Annotated in this window: 23 protein-coding genes; 21 read left to right on the forward strand and 2 right to left on the reverse strand. The window is 69.8% G+C overall.

Translation table 11 applies throughout. The features are described 5' to 3' along the window. Positions 1-8: 8 nt before the first annotated feature. The 20 genes from ACK4FB_RS09010 (at position 9) to ACK4FB_RS09105 (ending at position 20,243) form a co-directional block, all read left to right on the forward strand. Positions 9-680 carry a hypothetical protein gene (locus ACK4FB_RS09010; RefSeq protein ID WP_409750826.1) on the forward strand — a complete coding sequence of 224 codons (672 nt, stop codon included), beginning with the start codon at positions 9-11 and terminating at the stop codon, positions 678-680. Between the two features lies 1 nt (position 681). Further along, the gene (locus ACK4FB_RS09015) at positions 682-1,140 is read left to right on the forward strand and encodes a hypothetical protein (RefSeq protein WP_409750829.1); all 459 of its coding nucleotides are present in this window, start codon (positions 682-684) and stop codon (positions 1,138-1,140) included. Beyond that, positions 1,137-3,233, forward strand: a complete 2,097-nt coding sequence (locus ACK4FB_RS09020; protein ID WP_409750832.1) for a hypothetical protein — start codon at positions 1,137-1,139, stop codon at positions 3,231-3,233. The genes ACK4FB_RS09015 and ACK4FB_RS09020 overlap by 4 nt, the downstream gene beginning before the upstream one ends. Positions 3,234-3,252: 19 nt before the next feature. Beyond that, positions 3,253-3,771 (forward strand): hypothetical protein, encoded by a 519-nt coding sequence (locus ACK4FB_RS09025; protein ID WP_409750835.1) that lies wholly within the window; start codon positions 3,253-3,255, stop codon positions 3,769-3,771. Positions 3,772-3,773: 2 nt separating this feature from the next. Further along, complete coding sequence (locus ACK4FB_RS09030; protein ID WP_409750838.1) at positions 3,774-6,359, forward strand: glycosyl hydrolase 108 family protein; 2,586 nt, start codon at positions 3,774-3,776, stop codon at positions 6,357-6,359. Position 6,360: 1 nt separating this feature from the next. Then, complete coding sequence (locus tag ACK4FB_RS09035; RefSeq protein ID WP_409750841.1) at positions 6,361-8,718, forward strand: hypothetical protein; 2,358 nt, start codon at positions 6,361-6,363, stop codon at positions 8,716-8,718. Then, a complete protein-coding gene (locus ACK4FB_RS09040) occupies positions 8,715-11,375 on the forward strand; it encodes a hypothetical protein (RefSeq protein ID WP_409750844.1) in 2,661 nt (886 codons plus the stop codon). The genes ACK4FB_RS09035 and ACK4FB_RS09040 overlap by 4 nt, the downstream gene beginning before the upstream one ends. Before the next feature lie 89 nt (positions 11,376-11,464). Further along, entirely contained in the window at positions 11,465-12,043 is a 579-nt protein-coding gene (locus tag ACK4FB_RS09045; protein ID WP_409750847.1) for a hypothetical protein, read from the forward strand. Next, positions 12,043-14,376 (forward strand): hypothetical protein, encoded by a 2,334-nt coding sequence (locus ACK4FB_RS09050; RefSeq protein WP_409750849.1) that lies wholly within the window; start codon positions 12,043-12,045, stop codon positions 14,374-14,376. Before ACK4FB_RS09045 ends, ACK4FB_RS09050 begins: the two co-directional genes overlap by 1 nt. Positions 14,377-14,389: 13 nt before the next feature. Beyond that, positions 14,390-15,217: a hypothetical protein gene (locus ACK4FB_RS09055; protein ID WP_409750852.1), complete on the forward strand. Its 828-nt coding sequence runs from the start codon at positions 14,390-14,392 to the stop codon at positions 15,215-15,217. Next, on the forward strand, positions 15,217-15,459 hold the full coding sequence (locus ACK4FB_RS09060; protein WP_409750855.1) for a hypothetical protein: 243 nt from the start codon (positions 15,217-15,219) through the stop codon (positions 15,457-15,459). The genes ACK4FB_RS09055 and ACK4FB_RS09060 overlap by 1 nt, the downstream gene beginning before the upstream one ends. Then, positions 15,456-15,731 carry a hypothetical protein gene (locus tag ACK4FB_RS09065; RefSeq protein ID WP_409750858.1) on the forward strand — a complete coding sequence of 92 codons (276 nt, stop codon included), beginning with the start codon at positions 15,456-15,458 and terminating at the stop codon, positions 15,729-15,731. The genes ACK4FB_RS09060 and ACK4FB_RS09065 overlap by 4 nt, the downstream gene beginning before the upstream one ends. Further along, complete coding sequence (locus ACK4FB_RS09070; RefSeq protein ID WP_409750861.1) at positions 15,718-16,233, forward strand: tlde1 domain-containing protein; 516 nt, start codon at positions 15,718-15,720, stop codon at positions 16,231-16,233. The genes ACK4FB_RS09065 and ACK4FB_RS09070 overlap by 14 nt, the downstream gene beginning before the upstream one ends. Continuing rightward, positions 16,230-16,904 carry a MazG-like family protein gene (locus tag ACK4FB_RS09075; protein ID WP_409750864.1) on the forward strand — a complete coding sequence of 225 codons (675 nt, stop codon included), beginning with the start codon at positions 16,230-16,232 and terminating at the stop codon, positions 16,902-16,904. Before ACK4FB_RS09070 ends, ACK4FB_RS09075 begins: the two co-directional genes overlap by 4 nt. After that, the gene (locus ACK4FB_RS09080; protein ID WP_409750867.1) at positions 16,901-17,290 is read left to right on the forward strand and encodes a hypothetical protein; all 390 of its coding nucleotides are present in this window, start codon (positions 16,901-16,903) and stop codon (positions 17,288-17,290) included. The genes ACK4FB_RS09075 and ACK4FB_RS09080 overlap by 4 nt, the downstream gene beginning before the upstream one ends. Positions 17,291-17,321: 31 nt before the next feature. After that, the gene (locus ACK4FB_RS09085; RefSeq protein ID WP_409750870.1) at positions 17,322-17,501 is read left to right on the forward strand and encodes a hypothetical protein; all 180 of its coding nucleotides are present in this window, start codon (positions 17,322-17,324) and stop codon (positions 17,499-17,501) included. Positions 17,502-17,518: 17 nt separating this feature from the next. Then, positions 17,519-17,704 carry a hypothetical protein gene (locus tag ACK4FB_RS09090; RefSeq protein WP_409750873.1) on the forward strand — a complete coding sequence of 62 codons (186 nt, stop codon included), beginning with the start codon at positions 17,519-17,521 and terminating at the stop codon, positions 17,702-17,704. Between the two features lie 167 nt (positions 17,705-17,871). Continuing rightward, on the forward strand, positions 17,872-18,156 hold the full coding sequence (locus ACK4FB_RS09095; protein ID WP_409750876.1) for a hypothetical protein: 285 nt from the start codon (positions 17,872-17,874) through the stop codon (positions 18,154-18,156). A gap of 347 nt (positions 18,157-18,503) precedes the next feature. Next, the gene (locus ACK4FB_RS09100) at positions 18,504-18,869 is read left to right on the forward strand and encodes a response regulator (protein WP_292105212.1); all 366 of its coding nucleotides are present in this window, start codon (positions 18,504-18,506) and stop codon (positions 18,867-18,869) included. Positions 18,870-18,881: 12 nt separating this feature from the next. Further along, positions 18,882-20,243, forward strand: coding sequence for a PleD family two-component system response regulator (locus ACK4FB_RS09105; RefSeq protein WP_409750879.1), 1,362 nt, complete (start codon positions 18,882-18,884; stop codon positions 20,241-20,243). A gap of 79 nt (positions 20,244-20,322) precedes the next feature. Here the strand turns inward: ACK4FB_RS09105 and rpmG are convergent, their stop codons facing one another. Continuing rightward, positions 20,323-20,490, reverse strand: a complete 168-nt coding sequence (rpmG, locus tag ACK4FB_RS09110) for a 50S ribosomal protein L33 (protein ID WP_021695965.1) — start codon at positions 20,488-20,490, stop codon at positions 20,323-20,325. A 164-nt stretch (positions 20,491-20,654) separates the two neighbouring features. Between rpmG and ACK4FB_RS09115 the strand changes: the two genes are divergently transcribed. After that, the gene (locus tag ACK4FB_RS09115) at positions 20,655-21,257 is read left to right on the forward strand and encodes a hypothetical protein (protein ID WP_409750883.1); all 603 of its coding nucleotides are present in this window, start codon (positions 20,655-20,657) and stop codon (positions 21,255-21,257) included. A gap of 3 nt (positions 21,258-21,260) precedes the next feature. On the opposite strand, the gene ACK4FB_RS09120 is transcribed toward ACK4FB_RS09115, so the two are convergent. Beyond that, entirely contained in the window at positions 21,261-22,046 is a 786-nt protein-coding gene (locus ACK4FB_RS09120) for a hypothetical protein (protein WP_409750886.1), read from the reverse strand. Positions 22,047-22,055: the final 9 nt, after the last annotated feature.

Here is a 22,055-nt window from a genome sequence, read left to right on the forward strand (position 1 = left end):
GTTCCGCCATGTCCGACGCCGCCATCGCCATCTGCAATCTGTCCATCGACCGGATCGCCGGCGACGCCATCGAAAGCTTCACCGAGGAGACGCCCCTGGGCGCCTTCTGCGCGCGGAATTTCCCCGACCTTCAACGGGACCTGCTGTCTAAATACCGCTGGACCTTCGCCAACCAGATCGCCCGCCTGGCCGAGGTGGCGCCCGACCCGGCCGAGGCCGCGCCCATGGCGCACCGCTTCGCGCGCCCGGGCGACCTGACCGGCGCGGTCCACGCCTGGCGCGACCATGCCGACCCGGCCCAGGGCCGCCGCGTTCACGTCCTAGATGTAGGGCGTCACTTCTGGGCTGACACCCGCGTCGTCTTCGCGGAATACACCCGCATGGTGGCGCCGGAGCACTGGCCCAGCTGGTTCAAGACCCTGTTCCAGACCGCCCTGGCCGCGCGCCTGGCCGACTTCGCCCAGCAGCGCACCTTGGCCAACCGTCTCACCTCCGAAGCCTTCGGCACGCCCCAGGACAACGGCGAGGGCGGGCTGTATCAGCAGGCCCGGAATGAGGACGCACGCCTGGCCCCGCCCCGACAGCTGACCACGGGGGTGGACGCCGGGCCGCTGGTGGGCGTGCGGGAGCGCCACGGCTTCGCCTATGACCCGTCGTGGGTCGTCATCGGAGGGGCGTAAGATGGAGGTCCTGCGACAATCCACCTTCACCAGCGGGGCGCTGGATCCGACCTGCCACGGACGGCGCGACCTGAAGCCCTATTACTCGAGCCTCGCCGAGGCCGAGAACCTGTTGCCCATCCCGCAAGGGCCGATCCGTCGCCGGGGCGGCCTCGCCCATGTGGCGTGGATCCGCAACCAGCTCGAGAGCGTGCCGCTGGACACGGTGACGGCCACGGCCCCTAACGGGGGATCGGCGGCGGCTGCGATCAGCGGCACGCGGCTGGTGACCACGGCGGGACTGTCGACAACCGACCCCTATGTGGTGATCGAGCTGGACTTTGGAGAACCCACGGCCGTGGGCCTGGTGGACCTGATCGATTTCGCCGTCGTGCCGGCCAGCTATGTGCCGGGGGTCGATGATCCGGGGGCGCCGCCCATCCAGCAGCCGTGGGACCCGATCTTTCCGGTGATCCCATGATCCCGTCCACCGTCCGCGACGCGGTCGCGCTGCAATACCAGAACGCCGACGACGCCTGGGTCACGGTGGCGACCTGCGACCTGGGCGCTTTCCTGCGCACCCGGCGCCTGGCCGCGCCTCCGGGTCAGACCATCACCGCGCGGCGGTGGCGGGTGGTCAAGATCGGTTCCCACGACTTCGGCCTGAATGTCATGAGCCTGCGCAAGATCGAGGTGCGGCGCGAGACGGCGGCGCTGTCGGCGCATCGGCGCTGGAGCTTCGACTTCGACGCCGGCGAGCAGCGGTATGGCCTGATCGTCACCGACGGCAACGCCGAGGTCTTCCGGCGCGGCGAGCGGGTGGCGTCGATCCCTTCGCCCTACGGCCATGAACAGGTGGCGGAGGTGCGCCGGGCCCAAACCCTGGACACCCTTCTGGCGTTTCACCGGGACGTGCCGCCGTTCCGCTTCAGCCGCCAGGGCGCCCACAGCGAATGGGACAGCCGGGCCGTGGTGTTCGAGAACGTGCCCATCTTCGACTTTGACGGCACGCGGGCTGGCGGCGTCAACGATGAACAGCAGCTGGAATTCCGCGACTATCAGGCGGGCGACACCTTCAATCTGAGCCTTGAGGGCGAGGTCACCACGTCGATCGTCTATTCGACAAACATGGTCACCCTTGCCGCCTCGGTGCGGGCCGCCCTGGAAAACCTGACCAATGTGGGCGCCGGGGGCGTCACGGTCACCTCGCCGGAGGACAAGAAGCTGAAGGTGGTCTTCGTGGGCAAGAACCGCTCCGACGACGTGGGAGAGCTGGCCCCGGCCACCCTCAACTCCGATGAAGGCGGCATCCGGGTGGCCACCCTGGTGCAGGGCAAACCGGGGGGGGAGCCGGTCATGTCCGTCACGCGGGGATGGCCCGCGGCCGGTGCGTTCTTCCAGCAGCGGCTGGTGATGGCGGGGCTGCGCGATCGGCCCCAGACCGTGCTGGCGTCCATGGCGGGGCTCTATTTCAACCTGCGCACCCAGGGGGCCGAGACGAACAAGGGCATCGACGTGGAGATCGCCACCGACGAGAGCACGCCCATCATGGCCCTGTCGCCCGGCCGCCACCTGCAGGTGTTCACCAAGTCGGCCGAGTTCTTCAATCCGCCGCCGTTCGCGCCGCCGCCGGAGTTTGTGCGCACGTCGCGGGTGGGCCTCGAACCGGCGACGCCGATCCTCGAGATGGACGGCCAGTCGCTGTTCATCGCGGCGGGCGGCGGCACGGTTTACATCACCGCCTATGACGACATCCAGCAGGGCTATTCGGCCACGCCCCTATCGTCGCTGGCCTCGCACATCGTGAGCGACATCACGGCGGCGGGCTTTCGGCGGCATCGCAACACCGCCGAACCCAACCTGGGCCTGTTCATCCGCGCGGACGGCGGGGCGGCGGTCATGTCCGCCATGTTGAGCCAGGAGGTGCTGGGGTGGGTCCCATGGACCACGGACGGCGCCTTCACCGAGGCGGGCGGCGAGCGTGCCGGCGACCTGTATGTGTGCGTCCGGCGCGAGGCGGACGGCGTCGAAACCAACCGGCTGGAGCGTCTGGACGAGCGGCATATGCTGGACGCCTCGGTGCGCGGCGACGGTCCGGCCGAGGGCGCCACGGGCCTGCACCACCTGGAGGGTCGCACGGTGGCGCTGTATCTGGACGGCGGGGACGCCGGCGACGCCGTGGTCACGGACGGCGCGGTGACCTTCCCGTTCCCCTGCCAGCGCAGCTGGGAGGTGGGTTTGCTGTTCACGCCCAAGGGGCGGTTGCTGCCCATGGTGCTGGAGAAGGATCCACGCGCGGGCGCCTCGATGCGCGCACGGGTCGGCGAGATCGCCTTCAACCTCGGGCCCACGGCGGCCCTCAAGGCGGGCATGACGGGCAAGGCCATGTGGACCGTCCCCTTGAAGCGCCGACCGGGCGCGTTGCTGGATCATGGTCCCGGTGAAGATGCCTTCGAGGGATGGACCCGGCTTTTTCCAGTCCCCGGCTTCCAGGACGACGCGCAGATTGATTTTGCGCAACCCCGTCCCGGCCCGCTGGAGATCCGCGAGATCGTGCTGACCATCACCTCCTGACCGATCAGAGGGTGAAGGCATGAAAGCCGTTCAGGCGTTTCAGGGGCGACAGGCCCAATCGGCGGCGGCCCAGGGCGGTGAGGGCGGCGGCTTCAACTTCAGCGGCAAACAGCTGGGCGGCATGAGCCGGGGCCTGTCGGTCGCCGGGTCGATCATGGAATTCGCGGGCAATCTGCAGAAGGCGGGCGGGATGCGCACGGAGGCCCGCATGGAGCGCATGTCCGCTCGGCAGGAATACATTCAGGCCGACGAGCAGGTGAACGCCATCGACGCGGCCTATAACCAGCTAATCGGCGACCAGATGGCGGCGGCGGGCGGCATGGGCATCGACGTGTCGTCGGGATCCGTCGTGGCGCAGCGAAACGCGGCGCGAGACGCGGCGGACCGCGAACGGCGCATTCTGCGCAACAGCGCCGACGCCAACGCCAGCCTTCGACGCCTGCGGTCGATCCAGCTGAAGGACGCGGCGAAAAACCAGGTGATCGGCGCCTCGCTGAAGCTGGGCTTCGACGTGGCCAGCTCCTTCGTGGGAGGCTGAGGATGGCGAGGCGTCCCTTCGGCCCCGCCGACTTCGGCCAACGGGTCAGCAGCGTGGACACGCGCGGGCAGGGCGGCGCGCCGTCGGCCCAGATTACCGGCGCGCTGGGCGAGGCCGTGCATCGCTTTGGGGGAAAAGTCCGCGAGATCGCCGACGAAACCCTGACACGCGAGGGTCTGTCGGACGCGGCGGCGGACACCCAGGCGGGAACCCTGGCCGTTCGCGGCGGGCGGGGCGCGCGCAATCGGGCCTATGACACCGCGGCCCGGGAGCAGATGTCGGCCCAGCGGAGATCGGCCTTCGCCGACGCCGTCGATCAGGCGCTGACGGCCAATCCTGAAAGCCCGACCAACTTCGGCGAGGCGGTGGCCGCCGCCCGCGCCGCCTTCACCCCGACCGGGGACGCGCAGCTGGATCTGGACTTCGAGCAGTTCGCCACCCTGACCACGGGCCGGGCCCTGTCGCAGGTGCGGGCCGGCGAGGAGCGCCGGCGCGTCGATGTGGCGCGCGGGGCGTTCGTCACCAGCATAAACACCGAGCGGGCCGAGCTGGACCGGGCGGTGCGGGCCGCGCCGCTGGACGAAACCGGATCGGGCATGGTGGCGGCGCAGATGAGCCGGTTCGCCGGCCAGCTGGCGCGCTATGGTCCGGCCGAGGCCTTCGAGATCGGCGGCGTCCGGTTCGAGGCGGACCCGGACCGTCTGGGCGTCATCGACGTGCAGACGCTGGCCCGGGCTTACGACGAGACCCAGGAGGCCGCCCGCACCCAATGGATCATGGCCGCCTTCGACGGGATCGAGGGCAGTCAGGGCAAGGCCGCCTTCCAGGGGAATGTGCGCGAACGCTGGCAGTCGGGCGATCCCATGTTCGCCGGTCTGACCGGCGAGGCCGTGGACGCCCTGGACCGGCGCATGGGCGCGGAGGTGAACCGCGCGGCGTCCAGTGAGCGGGCGGCCGTCACGGCGGCGGCGGGGCAGGCCCGCGACCTTCTGCGCGCGCTGGAATACGGCGGCGATGTGGACCCGGAAGAGTTGCGGGCCATGGCGCGGGCGTCCGGCGACGTGGGCCTGATCGTTGAGGCGGATTACCGGCTGGCGCACGGTTGGGAAAGCGGGCCGGGCGCGCGCGGCGGCCAATGGCGCGGCGTGGCCGGGGCGGGCTTCGACAGCTACGCCGGGTTCCTGCTGAACGACCTCGAGGGCAGCGGCCTGGTCGGCGACGACAACGGCGCGGGCCGGGCGCGATGGGGCATCACGGAGCGTTCGCACCCGGACGCGTGGCGCGCCGGCGATGTGAGCGAAGCCCAGGCGCGCGCCATCTATCGGCGGGAGTATTGGGACGCCATGAACGGGGACAATCTGCCGCCGGACCTTGCCGTGGTGGCCGTCTCGGCCGCCGTGGTGGGGGGCGTCGGCACGGCGCGCCAGTTGCTGCGCGAGAGCGGCGGCGACCCCGAACGCTTCCTGCAGCTGGAAATGGCCCGCTTCGAGCGCCTGGCCGCCCAGAACCCGGCCCGATACGCCGACGATCTGCCGGGCTGGCGCAACCGTCAGGCCAAGATCCGGGGCTATCTGAGCGCCCTGCAGGGCAACATGCGCGAGCAGGCCGGTTTCGCGGGCGATCCCATGTCCTATGCGATGGGGTCCCGCACGCGCCCCGCCCTGACCAATGTGGCCGCCATCGACCTGGCCGCGCCCCTGACCGATGGCGGCGATCTCGGCGCCTGGGGCCAGGCCCTGCGGCAAAGGCGGGCGGCCGGGCTTCAACTGAGCCAGCAATATTCCGTGCCGCCGCGGATGCTGACCGACGCGGACGCGACCTTCTACCGGGACCAGATCGCCGCCAGTCCCGCCGCCGCTGTGCAGTTGGCCCGGGCGGCGGGTCAGGCCGTGGGCGTCGAGGGCGCGCGGGACCTGCTACGCGAGGTGGGCCGCACCGGCGGGGGGCTGGAGTTGCATGTGGCCAGCCTTGCGGCCAATCCGCAAAGCGCCGGGTTCGTGAACCGGGTGGTCGAAGGCATGGTGCTGCGCGCGGACGGGGCGCGCGCGCCGTCCTATGAGAGCGGCGAACGGCGCATCGAGCAGGTGGGGCAGGACTACGCGCCCGCCCTGTCCGGCCTGCCGGGGCTGCTGTCCTCGGCCGCCCAGGCGGCGGAGGCCGCGCGTCTGGCCGACGCCCAGCGGGGGATGGTGCGTTCGGCCGGCTATTACCTGAACGGCGCCCTGGGCGCGACGGAGCGGGACGGCGCCATCTATGGGGGCGTGGTGCGGGTGAACGGCGCGCCCGCCCTGGCGCCCGACTGGTTGCGGGCCGACCGGCTGGACGACGCCCTGGACCTGGCGGCGGATCTCTGGGTGCGGCACGACGAAGGGCCGGTCTATTCGAACGGGCGTCCCATGGAGCGCGGCGCGTTACGGCGGCTTCAGCCGCGCGCCATGCCCAATGGCCGCTATCAGCTGGTCAACCCCGCCACGGGCGAGGCGGTGCCGGCCCGGAGCGGGGCGGCGTTCGAGTTCAATATCGAGGCCGAGAGCTTCCGGCGTTTGCTGGAGACCCGCGTGCCCGGCTCCGTGATGCGGGGGCGCTGAGATGCCGCCCGTGTTCGCCAGCGTCCGTGAGGACCTGAACCGAAGCGACCCCGTTAGGGTCCAGTCGCCGGATGAGCCGACGCCCTTCTGGGACGCCCTGACGCGGTCGGTCGCGGCCAATGCGGAAGACGGGGTGCGCAACCGCGTGGCGGGGTGGCGCGAGCAGGAATGGCGCGGGGTCCTGATCGAGCGACACCGTGAGATTGAGCGCCTGACCGGCGAGCGGCTGACGCCATCGGCCGAGCAGCTGGGCTATGAGTTGCCGCCCGAAGGGGCGGAAGGCGGGTGGGCCGGGTTCGTTCGGGGGCTGCGCGATATGGAGGGGCGCGGCCCGGCGGCGCTGTACGGCCTGCCGTCCATCGCCGACTATGAGGCGCGGATCGAGGCGCTGCGGGCGACCCATGATCTGTCGGGAATTCTCTCACGCGATGACCTGTGGGCGCGCCAGAACGCTGCCCTGAACGCGGTCCGCGCGCGGGCGGACGAAACCATGTCGGACGGCGTGGCCGGCGCGGTCGGCGGTTTCGCCGGGCAGGTGGCCGGTAGTTTCGCGGATCCCGTGAACGTGGCGGCCAGTCTCGCCACGGGCGGCGTCACGGGCGCCGGGCGGCCCCTGTTGCAGCGCATGGCGGTGGTGGGCGCCGTCAACATGGGTATCGAGACCGCCCAGGTCCCCGGCCGGGCGGCCGACGCGGGCAATTTCGGCGGCCCGGACTACACCGCCGGGGAGGCGGTCACCGAGGTCATCGGCGCGGGCGCGTTCGGCGGCGTCTTCGAAGCCGGGCGCACGGCCACGGTGCTGGGCTGGCGCCAACTGGCCCGGATGCGCCAGGCCGGGGAGGCCGACGCCGGGACGCGCGGAACGGCCCAGGCGCTGGACCGGCTGCTGGCCGACGAGGCGGCCATTGGCCCGGCGCCGGACTTCGACGCGGCCCGCACGGCCATGGCGCGAGGTGATTTGCCGCCGCAAGTCCAGCCTGAGCAAGGGCTTGATGAACTGTTCGCGGGCGCGGCGGCAACCCGTGGCAACCCTTCGCAACGTGACCTGACCATCCTGCCCGGGGCGGCGGCTGACGACGGCCTGGTCAGCGTCGATTATCGCGGTCGGCGCATCTGGTCGGGGCGGTTCGATCCGCTGGCCACAGAGACGGACGCGGCCACGTTCCAATACAAGGCCGACGGCGACGCGGCAGGCGTGACCAACCGGCTGCGCGGGGTGGAGCAATGGGACGCCACGGCGGCCGGGCGGGTGCTGCTGTTCGAAAACCGCGAGGGGCGCACCTTCGTGGCGGACGGCCACCAACGCCGGGGCCTGGCCGTGCGGCTGTCGGAACAGGGGTTCGATGACGCCCGGCTGGACGGCTATCTGTTCCGCGAGGCGGACGGGTGGAGCCCTCGCGAGGTGCGCGTGGTGGCCGCCCTGAAGAACATGCGCGAGGGGTCCGGCACCATCCTGGACGCCGCCAAGGTGTTTCGCGACGCGCCCGGCGCGCTGAGGGACCGGTCCCTGCCGGTGTCGGGGGAATTCATCACCCAGGCCCGCCAGCTGGCCAGCCTGTCGGAACCGGCGTTCAGGGCCGTGGTGAACGGCGTCATCCCCGAACGCTACGCCGCGGTGATCGGCGAGTTGGCGGCCGAGCGGCCCGAGTTGCACGCGGACCTGGTGGCCCTGCTGAAGAAGGCGTCGCCCGGGTCGACGGACGGCGCCCGCGCCCTGACCCACGAAGCCATGCTGGACGACTTCATTGCGACGGAAGGCGTCCAGACGGATCTGTTCGGCGGCCTGCCGCGCCAGTCGACCCTGATCGCGCGCGGCCAGATCCGTGAGGCGGTGATGGCGGGCCTGCGCAAGGATCAACGCACCTTCGGCGGACTGGTGCGGAACGCCGACGCCATCGAGGCGGGCGGCAATGTGCTGTCGCGGTCGGACAATGAAGCCCGTCTGGCCATCGACCGGGCCGCCCAGGAGCTGGTGTCCAAGCTGTCGCTGCGCGCCGGCGACATCGGCGAGGCGTTCGCTGATGCGGCGGCGGCCGTGACCAAGGGCGACGCGACCGTGGCGGGGGTCTCGCGCGGCCTGATCCAGCGCATCCGCACCGCGGTGAAGAAGGGCGAGCTGGCGGAGTTGCAGCGCAAGGCCGTGCTGGACCCGGACCCCCCGTCCATGGCGGCGCGCGAGGCGGCCAAGGCGTTCGATGATCCGGCCGGACCGGGCCAGCGGGCGCAGCTGGAGCCCAAGCCCGAGGATGCGGAGATCGAGGCGGGGCGGGCCGGGCTGTTCGATGACCTGCCCGAGACCGTGGCCGAGGAACGGGCCTTGAACGTGTTGAGGGCCTGTGCGCCCGGAAAGGGCGGATGATGGCCACCTTCAGGGACTGCATCACGGAGGCCGTGCAAAAGGGCGACATCGACGCCGACAGCGCCCGGCTGGCCGAAGACGCCTATGACGACGCGTTCGAGGCGACGGCGGCGAGCCTGGGCCCCATCGAGGCGGACCGGGCGGGCGCCGACGCGGCCATGGCCCGGCTCGAGGCCGAGGCGATCGAGGCGCGCCGCCGCCGCCAGCTGGCCATCCGCACGCGGCGCGCGGCGCTGGAGACCGTGGCGGGCTACAAGACCCGGCGCGGCTATGAGGGCGTGCAGGCCCTGGGCGGCGGCGGCGACAAGCCGCCGAAAGAGGGCTGGACCCAGGGCGGCGGACCGCCGCCGGAAGGACCGGGCAGCCGGGGGGCGGCGGCGGCCAAGGCCCTGGAGCTGCTGGTGGAGAACAAGCCGGGCCTGTCGGGCGCGCCCGGCGCCTCGGTGGAGGGGCGTTACCGGACCCTGCGCGGATCCTTCGACGCGCGCATGGCCGAGCTGATCGAGACCTTCGAGACCCGCACCGGATTTGACCGGCCCGGGCGCGCCCATGGCGACAACCTGGTGCGCGAAGCCTTCGGCCAGGACACCGGTGATGCGGCGGCCAAGGGCATGGCTCTGGCGTGGCGGGAAACGGCGGAGGAGGCGCGGCGCCTGTTCAACGCCGCCGGCGGGGCCATCGGCAAGCTGGGCGACTGGGGCATGCCACAACGCCACGACGCGCTGAAAATCCGGCAGATGGGGCGTCCCGCGTGGATTGAGGCCGTCTTGCCCCGGCTGGCGCGGGCCAAGATGATCGACCGGGTGACCGGCCAGCCCTTCACCGAGCGTCGCCTGCGCGCGGTGTTGGGGGAGACGTGGGAGAGCATCGCCACCGGCGGCGCGTCCAAGCGTCAGCCGGGCGGGCATATCGGCCTGGGCATGTTGGCCAAGCGGCGCAGCGACGAACGGTTTCTCGTCTTCAACAACGCCGACGACTGGATGGCCTATCAGAAGGATTTCGGCGAGGGGGACCCGTTCCAGGCCATGATGGGCCATCTGGACGACATGGCGCGAGACATCGCCCAGATGCAGATTTTGGGCCCGAACCCGGCCCACCAGTTCGAGTGGCTGGCCAATTTCGCCCGGCGCGAGGCGGCCATCGAGGAAGCGGCGGGCGTGACGGGCGCGCGCGATCGGGCCGAGGGCATGGTGACCACGGCGGCCAACATGCTGGCGCACCTGAACGGCGACCTGTCGGCGCCGGTGAACAGCAAGCTGTCCCAGGTCAGCGGGACGGTCCGCGCGGGCATGACGAGCGTGATGCTGGGGTCGGCGATCCTGGGCGAGCTGGGGTCGAGCCCCTATTTCGGGCGGCAGGCCCGCGCCTTCGCGGGGCTGAGCCGGACCGGCGACATGGGCCAGCTGATGCGCCTGGTCACGGACCCGGCCGAGCGGGCGATCGCGCGGCGCAGCGGCTTCATCCTCGAGCAGGCCACGGACGGCTTCATCCGCGACACCCAGGACAATCTGCGTCTGCTGACCGTGGGCACGAAAGGCGCCGGGCGCCTGAACGCCTTCGCCCGCCGACTGCCCGCGTTCACCCTGCGCATGAGCGGGCTGACCGGCATGGTGCAGGCGCGCAAGCGCAGTCACCGGTTCGAATTCATGGGCCGGCTGAACGACCTGCGCGACCGGTCCCTGGCGGAGATCCGCGCGGGCGACGCCGGAGACCGGGCGTTCGGCGACTGGCTGGACGCGCGTGGCTTCACCGAGGAGGATTGGGCCGTCATCCGGTCGACGCCGGCATGGGAGCCCAAGGCGGGCGCGAAGTTCATCCGCCCGGCCGACGTGGCCCTGCCGGAGCTGGCCATGCGACTGGGCGAAGCCATCGAGATCGAGACCCGCTTCCTGACGCCGGAGACCAGCCTGTGGACGCGGGCCAAGCTGGCGCGGGACCGCCCCGGCACCCTGCAGGGCGAGTTCATGCGCAGCCTGCACATGTTCAAGGGCTTCACCGTCACGGCCAGTCACCTGTATGCCGAGGAGATCGCCCTGCGCGGCGGCAGGCAGGGCGGCCTGGCCGGGGCGGGCCTGATGGTCGGCCTGGCCAGTCAGGCGATCATCTGGCTGACGATCGGCGGCGCGCTGAATATCCAGCTGCGCGAAATGGCCAAGGGCAATGATCCGCGCCCCATGGACAAGCTGGAGTTCTGGGGCGCATCCCTGTTCCAGGGCGGCGGCATCGGCATCTTCGGCGACTTCCTCTATGCGGCCCAGGCCCGCAACGGCCTGACCGCGCCGGCGACGGGTTATGGGCCGGTCGGCCAGCTGGTGGCCGACCTGGGCGCGCTGACCGTGGGCAATGTCGGCCAGGTGGCCGAAGGGCTGGATAAGGGCAAGACCCTGGGCGAGGCGGTGGAGGGCGCGCGCCCCGGCCGTGACGCGGCGCGGGTGGCGACCCGCTATAATCCGCTGGCCACCATGTGGTGGAGCCGGGCGGCCTGGTCCCGCATGATGGGCGACAATCTGCAGCGGGCGCTGGACCCGGAGGCCGAGGCGGAGTTCGCGCGCCGGGCGCGGCGGATCGAGCGGGAAGGGCGCGGCCAATGGTGGCCGGAAGGGGAGACCCTGCCGACGCGGGCGCCGGATCTCGCCAACGCTGTTGGTGAGTCCTAGTTGTAGGGCGCTAACCCTCGACACGCGATGTCTTGCTGCCTGATCGCGGGACCGCGTTGCGGCTGTTCAGGCGCGGCCATTCTGCGTTCATGGCCGAACTGCCCGTCAATGACCGACTGACCGGACCCTTCATCGCCCACGCGGGGCAAAGGGACTTTCCGGCCGACTTCCCGCTGCTGAACGGCGGCGTGGTGCTGCAGCGCGTGCGCGGCGAGACGCTGACGGTTCTGAGCGGGGACGCCCTCGAGCTGGTGGACGAGGCGCCCGGCGGCTTCACGGTCCGCCTCGCCCTCGCGCACGCCTGTGAGGACGGGGATATCTGCCACGTGGCGGGGGACATGGACGCCGCCCGCCCGCGGGCCCACGCGCCCGGCGGCTTCACGCGCAGCGACACCCTCGAGGCCGACGCCATGGGCCTGACGGCCCTGCATCAGGAGCGGCGCCGCGACCAGGCGCAGGCCTTGCGGTTCCCCTTCGGCGAGGGCGGCTACACCGCGCCGACGAAAGCCGCGCGCCGCGAGACCATCCCGATCTTCAACGCCGCCGGCGACCTGATCTTCGCCCAGGCGGTGCAGGTGCTGAACGAAATCGGCCTGCCTTTCGCGGACGACGGCCCCTGGGGCGGTCCGACCGATCCTCTCACCTTTGACGACGGAGTGTTCGCCTGATGGCCCGCCGCCGCTTGCCCTTTGGAACGACCGCCCAGCTGGCGCCCCATGTGCTGTTCGAGGGGGAGGTGGTCACGGATGTGACCGACTTCCGCTTCCGCATCGGCGACGGGGTGACGGCGGGCGGCGTGCCCCAGGCGCGCCTGTCGGAAGTGCTGGCGCGCACCCTGCGCGACGGCTCGAACCTGACCCAGCCGGCGTCATGGCGCCAGGCGCTGGAGCTGGGCACCGCCGCCGGGCGCAATGTTGGCACGGCCCCGGGGCAGGTGGCGCCCGGCGACCTGGTGGCGACGCTGCAGACCACGGTGACGAACCTGGGTCTGAACATGGGCACGTCCAAGCTGGTGGACACGGTGGCCCAGTTGGCCGCCATTCCCGGCGCGGCCCTGTATGACCAGGCCATCGTCCAGAACGATCCCCTGGGCAATGTGGAGAACGGAAACGGCAAGTGGTCCTTCGTCGGCCCCGGCGCGGGCGACTGGGTCTGGCGCGGGCCGCTGTCCGAGGTGCTGTGGGACGACGAGGACGAGGCGGTCAAGGCGCCCGGCCTGTGGCTGGGGCGCGAGGATCGCGACGGCGGCCTGCAGGTGAGGGACGGCGTGGGCAGCGAGGCCCGGCCCGGCGCCGCCGTAGAGCTGGGCTGGACCAGCGGCCCGTCGCTGGAAATCTCGGACGGCGTGGGGTCGTCCGTGCGCATCGGCCTGGGCGGCGGCGGCGCGGCCAGCCAGCAGGAAGGCTTCACCGAGGCGGACCGCGCCTGGGTGGCGGCGCGCGCGCGGGCCAAGGCCGAGGCCATGAAGAACACCGACCTGTCGGCCCTGGCGGGCTATCTGGCGGGTGCGAACCTGCGTCTGTGCCTTGGCCAGTCGTTCCGGGCGGGCTCGGACAACGCGCGCCTGTACGCCAGCGCCAGCCAGATCGCCCTGATGGGGTGGGATTACAACGCCTGGCAGGTGGGCGACGCCAGCCGGTGCGTGGGCGCCACGGCCGTCTATGACCTGTATGGAACCGCCGAGCTGAACCCGCTGGTGGAGACCTTCGTGCGGGGGCCGGACCTGCTGAACGACGCCCAGATCGCGGCGGGGCAATATCCCCTGAACGCGCGGGGCGGCACGCCGGAGGTGATCACCGCCTATGTGTTCGAGGTGCTGCGCGCCCGCGCCCTGGGCCAGGCGGCCAAGGACATCAGCCGGTATTCGGTGTCGATGAACGTGGCCAAGTCCGAAGGGTCGCTGGCGGAAATCAGCGACCCGGCCACGGGCGGCGCCCGCACCCTGGACGCCATGAACCTGTTCAAGAGCACGGTCGAGGACCTGGACGGGGCCGCGCCGTCAACCGTGGGCGCGGGGAACGTGGACCCCCTGAACTGCATGTCGATCAACTTCGACCACGGCCAGGCGGACGAGGGGCTGAACCAGGACTACATCACCCCCTTCAGCACCTGGATGAACAGCCTGTTCGCCCACATGCAGACGGCGTGGGGCCAGAGCGCGCGGCCCGCCATCATCATGTCCCAGGCGGGCGGCCCCCGATACGGCGGGGCGGCCATGTTCGGCCGGGCCCAATACGCCACCATGCTGCAGGACAAGGGCCCGGCGTCCAACTTCAACCACATCTGGATCTCGCACGTCGATTACGGCCTGCCCAATTTCTACTATGTGGCCGAGGAAACGGGGCACGTGAACTGGGGCGACGGCCACCTGACCCAGGCGGGCAACGTGATGAAGGCCGTGTGGCACGCGGCGGCCGAGTATTACCTGATCCATCTGCGGCGGGCCTTCTATCCGCCGTTCGTGCACGAGGTGTTCTATCGCGGCCGGCACTGGCTTGCCGGTGTCGCGGTGTGCTTCCCGCCCCTGCGCGAAAGCCAGGTGGTGGTCAGCACCGACCCGGTCTGGCTGGCCAACAAGGGGATCAGCTTCGAGACCGACGGCGGCATCGAGACGGCCACCACGACCGTGGGCATGGCGCCCGGCTGGGATAATGTGATCGAGGGGACGTGCGCCGACCCGATCGAGGGGTTCCGCAACTTCAAGGCGGCCAAGGGCGGCGTGGGCCACCCCAGCCAGGGCTGCACCAACTTCCGCGACAGCTTCTCGTTCGACAGCCCCCTGCCGATCAAGTTCGAGACGCCGAACCAGATCCGCTACGCCAACGCGGATTACGCCACGAACCCGACGGCCGACGGCTGGCTGGACAACCCGGCCACCAACGGGACCAGCCCGCCCCGCTATCTGGAAAACATCGAGTTCCTGGTCGGCACCCGCGACTGGGGCCTGTTCATGCTGGGCGACCTGCTGATCGCCAAGCCCATGCCCGACATCACCGCCTAGAGGACGCAACGATATGGCCCTGACGCCGCTGCCGCGCATCAACTTTCCCGACCGTGACCCGTGGAAATCCCCGGACGCCGTCACCCGCCTGCCGGGCGTGGCGGAGCCCAACCACCTGGGCAGCTGGATTTTCGGACGCGCCAACCCGTCCGACGCGGTGGCGCGCAATCTGTGCAAGCGCAACCGCGCGCCCCTGGCCCGCAACGCCGAGGCGGATCACGAGATCTTCGGGGCGCCGGTGATCCACGACGACTACTGGGAGTTCCGGGGCGGGCTGGACAGCCTGCGCACGACCCTGTTCCTGCCCCGGCAGTTCTGCGGCTATGCGGTCGCGTGGAGCACCGCCGGCGGGCTGGCGTCCTCGGGTCTGCACCGGGCGCCGATCCTGTCCAGCTTCCAGAATACGGCGTCGCGCGGATATCAGCTGGCCTTCTGGTCCGCGACCATCGCGCGCGGCATCGCCTATGGCGGCGACCCGACGGGCGTCAAGACGGTGGACCTGACCACGCCCGGCGTGGCGGTGCCGCGCCTGTTCTATTTCGAGCGCCAGCCCACGGGCGGCACGGGCGACGAATGGCGCACGCGTGTCATCAACCTCAGCGACGACAGCGTGACCGACGACGTGCAGGTGGTCTGGTCCGCCGGCGCGGCCAATGACGAACTGCCCCTGTGGATCGGGGCCAGCCGCGCGGGCTATGTCTCTGACGTCAAGCTGCACCGGCTGGAGCTGATCGCCGGGGCCGGGCACGACCTGGCCACGCGCACGGCCATCGCCGACAGCGTCCTGCGCGGCCACATGGCCCGCAACACCGCCCTTGAAGAACTGACCGAGGCGGCGTGATGACGGACACCGGAACCCATAGCCGCCGCGTCAGCCCCGGTTGGGCGGCCTTCGTGGTCGCCATGGTGGCGCAGGTGATCACCATGGGCGCGGCCTATGGCGCCATGAACCAGCGGGTGTCCGCCCTCGAAATCCAGACCGCGCCACTGGGCGCCGGCGCGCTGGTGCGGGTGGAAGAGCGCATGGTGGCCATGCAGGCCAGCGTCGCGCGCATCGAACGCCGTCTGGAACAGCCCCAATGACCGATCCCGCCAAAGCCGCGGCCGCCATCGACCACAGCCGATGGGGCAACCGCAAGGTTTACGGGTGGGCCGTGACGCTGGGCCTGGCCGTGCTGCTGGGCGCGGCGGGCCATCTGGGCGTGCCGGCCGAGCCGATCGCGTGGCTGCTGGCCGTCGTGATCGTGATGACATTCACCATGCCGAGCGCCGAACAGATGGTGAAGATGATGGCCCAGGCGGCCGCCATCCGCCACGGCCCGGCCGCGAGAGGAGCGGACGATGACCAGAACTGACGTGCAGAAGGCGCTGGCCGCGCTGGGCCTGTATTCCGGCGATATCGACGGGAAGTGGGGCCGGCTGTCGCAAGCGGCGTGGGATGCGCTGGTCGAGGCCGCCCGGCCGAACCTGCCGCGTCCGGCCGACAAGGCCCGCCCGGACGGCTGGACGTGGGATCAGTCGGAAGGCGTGCTCTACCGCGACGGCAGGCTGGTGGCGCGTGGCTATTCCGGCCGCAAGGGCCTGCACCGCAACAACCCCGACAGCGAGACCCTGCGCGCCCAGGGGCCGATCCCCCGCGGCCGCTATTCCATCGGCCCTCTGCGCAATTCGAGCCAGACGGGGCCGCTGGTCATGGACCTGAAGCCCATCGGCCATGACGCGCGTGGGCGCAGCGCCTTCCAGATCCACGGCGACAACAGCGTGGGCGACGCCAGCTCCGGCTGCATCATCCTGCCCCGCGCCGTGCGCGAGACCATCGCCGCGTCGGGGCTGAAGGTGATCGAGGTGGTGCGGTGAGAGGTCTGACCTTCGACGCGCTGCACAGCGCCAACGTGGACCGGCAGGCCGCCTGGTGCCCGGATCAGACGCCGTCCCTGTCGTTCAGGGGCAACGAGCTGGCGGGCGAAACGGGCGAAGCCTGCAACGTCATCAAGAAGCTGGAGCGGGAGCGGCACGGCTGGGCGGGTTCGCGTGACACCCTGGAGCATCTGGCCGAAGAGCTGGCCGACGTCGTCATATGCGCGGATCTGTGCGCGATCACGGCCGGGGTCGATCTGTCGGCCGCCGTCGTCGCCAAGTTCAACGCAACCTCGGAAAAGGTGGGCCTGCCTCATCGCCTCGCAGAGCCGGTTCCAACGGCACCGGCGACCGGAGCGCAGGCCGTCATCAAGGACGGCAAGATCGTAATCAGCATCGACGTGGACGCCCTGCCGCTGATCGTGTCCGGCTCCTGCGCGACCAACGAAATCCTTCACGGGTGCTGGAAGGTCACGGATCCGGCCGAGTTCGCCAAGGAAGTCTGCCACGCCCTCAACCGCGAAAGCGAGATCGGCACCACGCCGGTCCACGTCATGTTCGACAGGGCGTTCCTGCACGTCATCGAGCAGGGCGGCGAGGGCATCGACCAAGTGTCGGAAGCCGAGTTCGAGGCCGAGGCCGCGCGGCTGCAGAAGGAAGCCGCCGCATGAAGCGCGCCGCCCTCACATGGCTGGCTGTCGGGGTCGCGGCGTTGATCGCTGCGGCGCTGGCGGTCAGCCTTTGGAACGGCCTGTGGTCCTTCCTGCCCTGGTCGGCCGAGAGCCGGGCCGAGCGGGAAGCGGTCCGCGCCGACACGGCCGAGGCCGGAGAGAGCGCACGCCGCATCGAGAGCCAGGGCCAGGCCGAACAGATCCAGCGCGTCGAGACCACGCACCGCCAGGTGATCGAGGTGATCGACGCCACCGCCCCCGTCATCCACGAAACCCGGAGCGCCCCCGATGCGCACGAGCCCCTGGACCCTGAGCGCCGTTCTCGTGTCCGCGATCATCAGCAGCGGATGTGCGAGCTGGTTCCAGCGACCTGCCCCGCCGATTGACCCGCCGCGCCTGACCGTGCCGGCGTTCGCGTTGACGCCCTGCACCCTGCCGCTGCTGCCCGAGGACGCCACATGGGCGGACCTTGAGGCCGTGGCCATCCAGCGCGCCGCCGCCCTGGTCCAGTGCGAGACCGCCCGCGCCCTGGCCGTGGAGACCCTGACCGCCGAACGCGCCCTGCAGGACCGCTGGCGCGCCGAACAACCCAAGTAACCCAAGGAGACTGACCCATGACCAAGATCACCATTGAGACCACGGAGCGCACCCGCGTCACCGAGATCACCCTGATCCAGGGCAACCGCCAGCGCGGCACGTCCACCATCATCGAGGCGGGCCAGACCGAAGAGCGCGACCTGGACGGCCTGGTGGCCCTCGAGGTCGTGCACGAAGAGGAAGAGGACACCGGGGAGGCGTAACCCGGCCAGCGACGGGGGCGCAGCGCCGCCGCCCTCCGAAGCGACGAAGCCCCGGTCAGCAATGGCCGGGGCTTTTGTCTTGTGCGCGTTGCGCGGGGTCGGTCGGGCCTAACCTGCAATCTGGTCGCCGATCGGGCGGCCGAGCCAAAAGCAGGAGATCGCCCGTCATGGCCCTTAACGCTGACCAACTGTCCAAGCCCGCCAACCTGAAGCCCGCCTCCGGTTCGGCCAAGCAGACCCGCTCGCTGTTCTGGTATGAGGCCGGCGCCGACGCCATCGCCGCCGTCGTCACCGCCGGATATTTCAATGGCGTGCGCGCCCAGCTGGCCGTGGGCGACCGCATCCAGGTGGTGTGCAACAACGAAGCGGACTTCCGCGTGCTGAAGGTGACCGCGGTTCCCATCGGGACGGCCAACGTCACCACGGCCGCCCTGGCCGTCGTCGCCGGCTAGATCCTTCTGCGAACATGGCGCGGCCTTCAGGGGTGGCGGCCGCGCGATGCAGACGCCCCGCCGGTTGGAAGGTCCCGGCGGGGCGTCGTTGCTTTCCGACCTGTTCCAGCCGCAGCCGCCGCCACGTCCCGGCGCGCCCCGTCAGCGTCCGACTTGGCCCGACACTTAAGCCGAAGTCGGACAGGCGGCGTCGTCAAACCCTTTGAAAATAAAGGAACGGGGTTCGGCGCGCGATAACGCCAACTTAAGGATGCCCGGCCATAGTGGCGCTTAACAAGATGCAGGCCCTTCCCGACCATATGGGGATGACCAAAGCGTCTCGGCAGGGAACAGACCGGTCGGTGATGATGTCCAAGAAAGTCCTCATCGTCGAGGATAACGAGCTGAACATGAAGCTCTTTCATGACCTGCTCGATTCCCAGGGGTACGAGACCCTGCAAACCCGCGAGGGACTGCAGGCTCTGGCCCTGGCGCGCGAGCATCGCCCCGACCTGATCCTCATGGACATCCAGTTGCCCGAAATCTCCGGCCTCGAAGTCACCAAGTGGCTCAAGGAGGACGAGGATCTGGCCCATATTCCCGTCGTTGCCGTCACCGCCTTCGCCATGAAAGGCGACGAGGAACGCATCCGTGAGGGGGGGTGCGAAGCGTATATATCCAAGCCCATCTCGGTGATGGGTTTTCTGGACACCGTGAAACGGTATGTGTCTTAACGAGGCAGCTCCATGACCGCGCGCATTCTGGTGGTCGATGACGTCGAGGCGAACGTCCGCGTGCTCGAGGCCAAGCTGACGATCGAGTACTATGACGTCCTGAAATGCTCCGATGGTCCGACCGCACTGGAAATCGCGGCGCGCGACCAGCCGGATATCATCCTGCTCGACGTCATGATGCCCGGCATGGACGGTTTCGAGACCTGCCGGAGGCTGAAGGCCGATCCCGCGACCCGCCACATCCCCGTGGTCATGGTCACGGCCCTGGATGGCCGCGAGGACCGCATCAAGGGGCTGGAGGCCGGGGCCGACGACTTCGTCACCAAGCCGATCGACGACGTGGTCCTGTTCGCCCGTGTCCGCTCGCTGAGCCGGCTCAAGCTGGTCATGGACGAGTTGCGCGAGCGCGAGGAGTCCGGGCGGCGTCTGGGCCTTGAGGAGGGCTCGGCCCGCATGCGCGGCATCGGCGGCCGTGTCCTGATCGTGGACGACAACGAGCGCCAGGCGAACCGGATTTTCGAACAGCTCAAGGGCGAGCATCGCCCGGTCATCGAACCAGACGCAGGCAACGCTCTCATGGCGTCGCGCGGGCCCGTCGACCTCATGATCATCAACGCGGCGGCCGACAGTTTCGACGGCCTGCGTCTGGCGGCGCACATTCGCTCGGCGGAAGCCAGCCGCCATCTGCCCCTGCTCATCATCATCGAACCGGAAGATCGGCAGCGGCTCGTCAAGGCGCTGGAACTGGGCGTCAACGACGTGCTGACCCGGCCTGTGGACGCCCAGGAGCTGGCCGCCCGGGCCCGCACCCAGATCCGGCGCAAGCGCTACACGGACTTCCTGCGGGACAAGCTGGACCACAGCCTGGAAATGGCGGTTACGGACGCCCTGACAGGCCTTCATAACCGGCGCTACATGACGACCCAGCTTCAGGCCCTGGCCAACCGCGCCTCGCGCGGCGGCGAGCCCGCGGCGGTAATGGTTCTGGACATTGATCACTTCAAGGCTGTGAACGACGGCTTCGGTCACGACGCGGGCGACGAAGTCCTGCGCGAGTTCGCAGTGCGTTTGGCCACCAATGTGCGGGCCATCGATCTGCCATGCCGCTACGGGGGCGAGGAGTTCGTGGTGGTCATGCCCGGGGCCTCGCTGCAGGCCGCCGAGCGGGTCGCCGACCGGATCCGCCGCGACGTGGGCGGAACGCCGTTCCGAATCATGGGCGGGCGCGAACTGCTGAGCGTCACCATATCGGTCGGCGTCGCCGCCACCGACGGGGCTCACGATACGCCAGAGGCCTTGATGAAGCGGGCCGACGAGGCGCTTTACGAGGCCAAGACCTCGGGCCGGGATCGCGTCATCGCCCGCGCGGCCTGACGCCCCCGTCCGCGCCCCGGACACAGAAAAACGCCCGGTCTTGCGACCGGGCGTCCAATTCCACTAGCAGATCAAGTTGTTACTTGATCTTGCCTTCCTTGAATTCCACGTGCTTCTTCGCGACCGGGTCGTACTTACGCACAACCATCTTCTCGGTCATGGTGCGGGCGTTCTTCTTGGTGACGTAGAAGAAGCCGGTGTCCGCCGTGGAGTTCAGGCGGATCTTGATGGAAGCCGGTTTGGCCATCGGGACTACCTTGGAGCAAGCGGTCGAAAGTGATGTCCGGCCGCGAAAATCGGAGCGGCGGAACATACTCAGGCCCGCGCCAAAGTCAACGGCGGGTTAGGTCCTGTGCGCTTCTGCACCGGTTTTCCTTGTGTCGCACGGCTTGGCCGTTACGCTGGGCCGCCATGAACATGACCCTCAAGGCCTTCAGCGCCCCCGTCGCCATTCTGTCCGCCCTGGCCATCGCCGCCTGCTCGCAGCCTGCCAATGACGAGGGCCCGGCGGTGGAAACCGCCGACGCCCAGGACGCCTTCTTCGCCAATCTGACCGAGCTGTGCGGCCAGCGGTTCGAGGGGCAGGTCATCACCGACGACCCCGTGGACGACGATTTCCGCGCCCAGCGCCTGCTGATGCACGTGCGCGACTGTTCCGACAGCGAGATCCGCATCCCGTTCTGGGTCGGCGAGGACCACAGCCGCACCTGGGTCATCACCCGCAACGACGACGGCGGCCTGACCCTGAAGCACGATCACCGCGACCCGGACGGCACGGAGCACACCCTGCACTGGTACGGCGGCGACACCGAGACCGAAGGCACGGCCACGCGCCAGGAGTTCCCGGTGGACCAGTTCTCCATCGACCTGTTCAACCGCACCGACGCCCAGGTCTCGACCACCAACGTCTGGGCTGTCGAGGTGAACCCCGGGGACACCTATGTCTACGAACTGGCCCGCGAGAACCGCCTGCTGCGCGTCGCCTTCGACCTGACCGAGCCGCTGGACGAGTAACGCCTATTGCGGAATGGGGGCGGCGGCGGAGATGCGGTCGCCCTCAACGGCGTAGATGAAGTCCCCGGCAGCTACATAGAGCGCCATTCCGTTGATCAACGACAGGAAAACGTGGGTCTCGACCGGGGTGTCCGACAGCATGTGGGTCACGAACATGACGACATCCTCGCCTTCTGGCCGCATATTCAGGCATCTATTGCTCAGTTGATCCCGCATCAGAACGCTTCGTCCATCCGCGCTGATGCGGAATCGGTAATGCCCGCCCACGGGAATCACACCGGCTTCCGACGTGGCGGCCAGCATCCATACCAGCCACCCTTCACCATCGGGGTCCTTGAGGACGATGCTGTTGAAGCTGGGCGTGCATCGGAGTTCGCCGAGGTTGGCGATAGCTGTCTGGCGCGCTTGGAATTGTGCCTGTTCCGCATCTGAAAGAATAGTGTCTGTCGCCGTGATGAGGGAACCGGCCACGCCTTCCTGAACCACGACATCCCATCCGGGACGGATGACGTCTCCATCCAGTCGGACGAAGCGAACAACAAGATCCTCATTGCGCGGTGAGACAATCCAGCCTCGCAGGTCCGGCGGCGGCGCACCGTTCGTCTGTGCGAGCATGACGTCCGTCGCCACCCAGGCGGCGATGTCGTGACGATGTATCTCACGTCCCAACTCGGAAATCCGATCGAGGCTCCAGGCTTCGATGGGGACGGGCGCGGTCCGGTCATCGGCCAGCGCCGCCGTTCCGGACAGAATGGCGGCGATCGTCAGGCAAGCTGTCAGATGGCGCATGTCAGACTT

Origin of the sequence: Brevundimonas sp. (genome assembly GCF_046299535.1) — a bacterium.
GTDB lineage: Bacteria > Pseudomonadota > Alphaproteobacteria > Caulobacterales > Caulobacteraceae > Brevundimonas.

What these genes read in the sequence shown, in the direction of transcription:
- ACK4FB_RS09080 (WP_409750867.1), top strand. Translation starts at nt 16,901, where the DNA reads ATGAAGCGCGCCGCCCTCACATGGCTGGCTGTCGGGGTCGCGGCGTTG.
- ACK4FB_RS09040 (WP_409750844.1), top strand. Translation starts at nt 8,715, where the DNA reads ATGATGGCCACCTTCAGGGACTGCATCACGGAGGCCGTGCAAAAGGGC.
- ACK4FB_RS09090 (WP_409750873.1), top strand. Translation starts at nt 17,519, where the DNA reads ATGACCAAGATCACCATTGAGACCACGGAGCGCACCCGCGTCACCGAG.
- ACK4FB_RS09120 (WP_409750886.1), bottom strand. Translation starts at nt 22,046, where the DNA reads ATGCGCCATCTGACAGCTTGCCTGACGATCGCCGCCATTCTGTCCGGA.
- ACK4FB_RS09050 (WP_409750849.1), top strand. Translation starts at nt 12,043, where the DNA reads ATGGCCCGCCGCCGCTTGCCCTTTGGAACGACCGCCCAGCTGGCGCCC.
- ACK4FB_RS09070 (WP_409750861.1), top strand. Translation starts at nt 15,718, where the DNA reads ATGACCAGAACTGACGTGCAGAAGGCGCTGGCCGCGCTGGGCCTGTAT.
- ACK4FB_RS09115 (WP_409750883.1), top strand. Translation starts at nt 20,655, where the DNA reads ATGAACATGACCCTCAAGGCCTTCAGCGCCCCCGTCGCCATTCTGTCC.
- ACK4FB_RS09100 (WP_292105212.1), top strand. Translation starts at nt 18,504, where the DNA reads ATGTCCAAGAAAGTCCTCATCGTCGAGGATAACGAGCTGAACATGAAG.
- ACK4FB_RS09010 (WP_409750826.1), top strand. Translation starts at nt 9, where the DNA reads ATGTCCGACGCCGCCATCGCCATCTGCAATCTGTCCATCGACCGGATC.
- ACK4FB_RS09045 (WP_409750847.1), top strand. Translation starts at nt 11,465, where the DNA reads ATGGCCGAACTGCCCGTCAATGACCGACTGACCGGACCCTTCATCGCC.
- ACK4FB_RS09065 (WP_409750858.1), top strand. Translation starts at nt 15,456, where the DNA reads ATGACCGATCCCGCCAAAGCCGCGGCCGCCATCGACCACAGCCGATGG.
- ACK4FB_RS09055 (WP_409750852.1), top strand. Translation starts at nt 14,390, where the DNA reads ATGGCCCTGACGCCGCTGCCGCGCATCAACTTTCCCGACCGTGACCCG.
- ACK4FB_RS09035 (WP_409750841.1), top strand. Translation starts at nt 6,361, where the DNA reads ATGCCGCCCGTGTTCGCCAGCGTCCGTGAGGACCTGAACCGAAGCGAC.
- ACK4FB_RS09095 (WP_409750876.1), top strand. Translation starts at nt 17,872, where the DNA reads ATGGCCCTTAACGCTGACCAACTGTCCAAGCCCGCCAACCTGAAGCCC.
- rpmG (WP_021695965.1), bottom strand. Translation starts at nt 20,490, where the DNA reads ATGGCCAAACCGGCTTCCATCAAGATCCGCCTGAACTCCACGGCGGAC.
- ACK4FB_RS09015 (WP_409750829.1), top strand. Translation starts at nt 682, where the DNA reads ATGGAGGTCCTGCGACAATCCACCTTCACCAGCGGGGCGCTGGATCCG.
- ACK4FB_RS09105 (WP_409750879.1), top strand. Translation starts at nt 18,882, where the DNA reads ATGACCGCGCGCATTCTGGTGGTCGATGACGTCGAGGCGAACGTCCGC.
- ACK4FB_RS09060 (WP_409750855.1), top strand. Translation starts at nt 15,217, where the DNA reads ATGACGGACACCGGAACCCATAGCCGCCGCGTCAGCCCCGGTTGGGCG.
- ACK4FB_RS09020 (WP_409750832.1), top strand. Translation starts at nt 1,137, where the DNA reads ATGATCCCGTCCACCGTCCGCGACGCGGTCGCGCTGCAATACCAGAAC.
- ACK4FB_RS09030 (WP_409750838.1), top strand. Translation starts at nt 3,774, where the DNA reads ATGGCGAGGCGTCCCTTCGGCCCCGCCGACTTCGGCCAACGGGTCAGC.
- ACK4FB_RS09025 (WP_409750835.1), top strand. Translation starts at nt 3,253, where the DNA reads ATGAAAGCCGTTCAGGCGTTTCAGGGGCGACAGGCCCAATCGGCGGCG.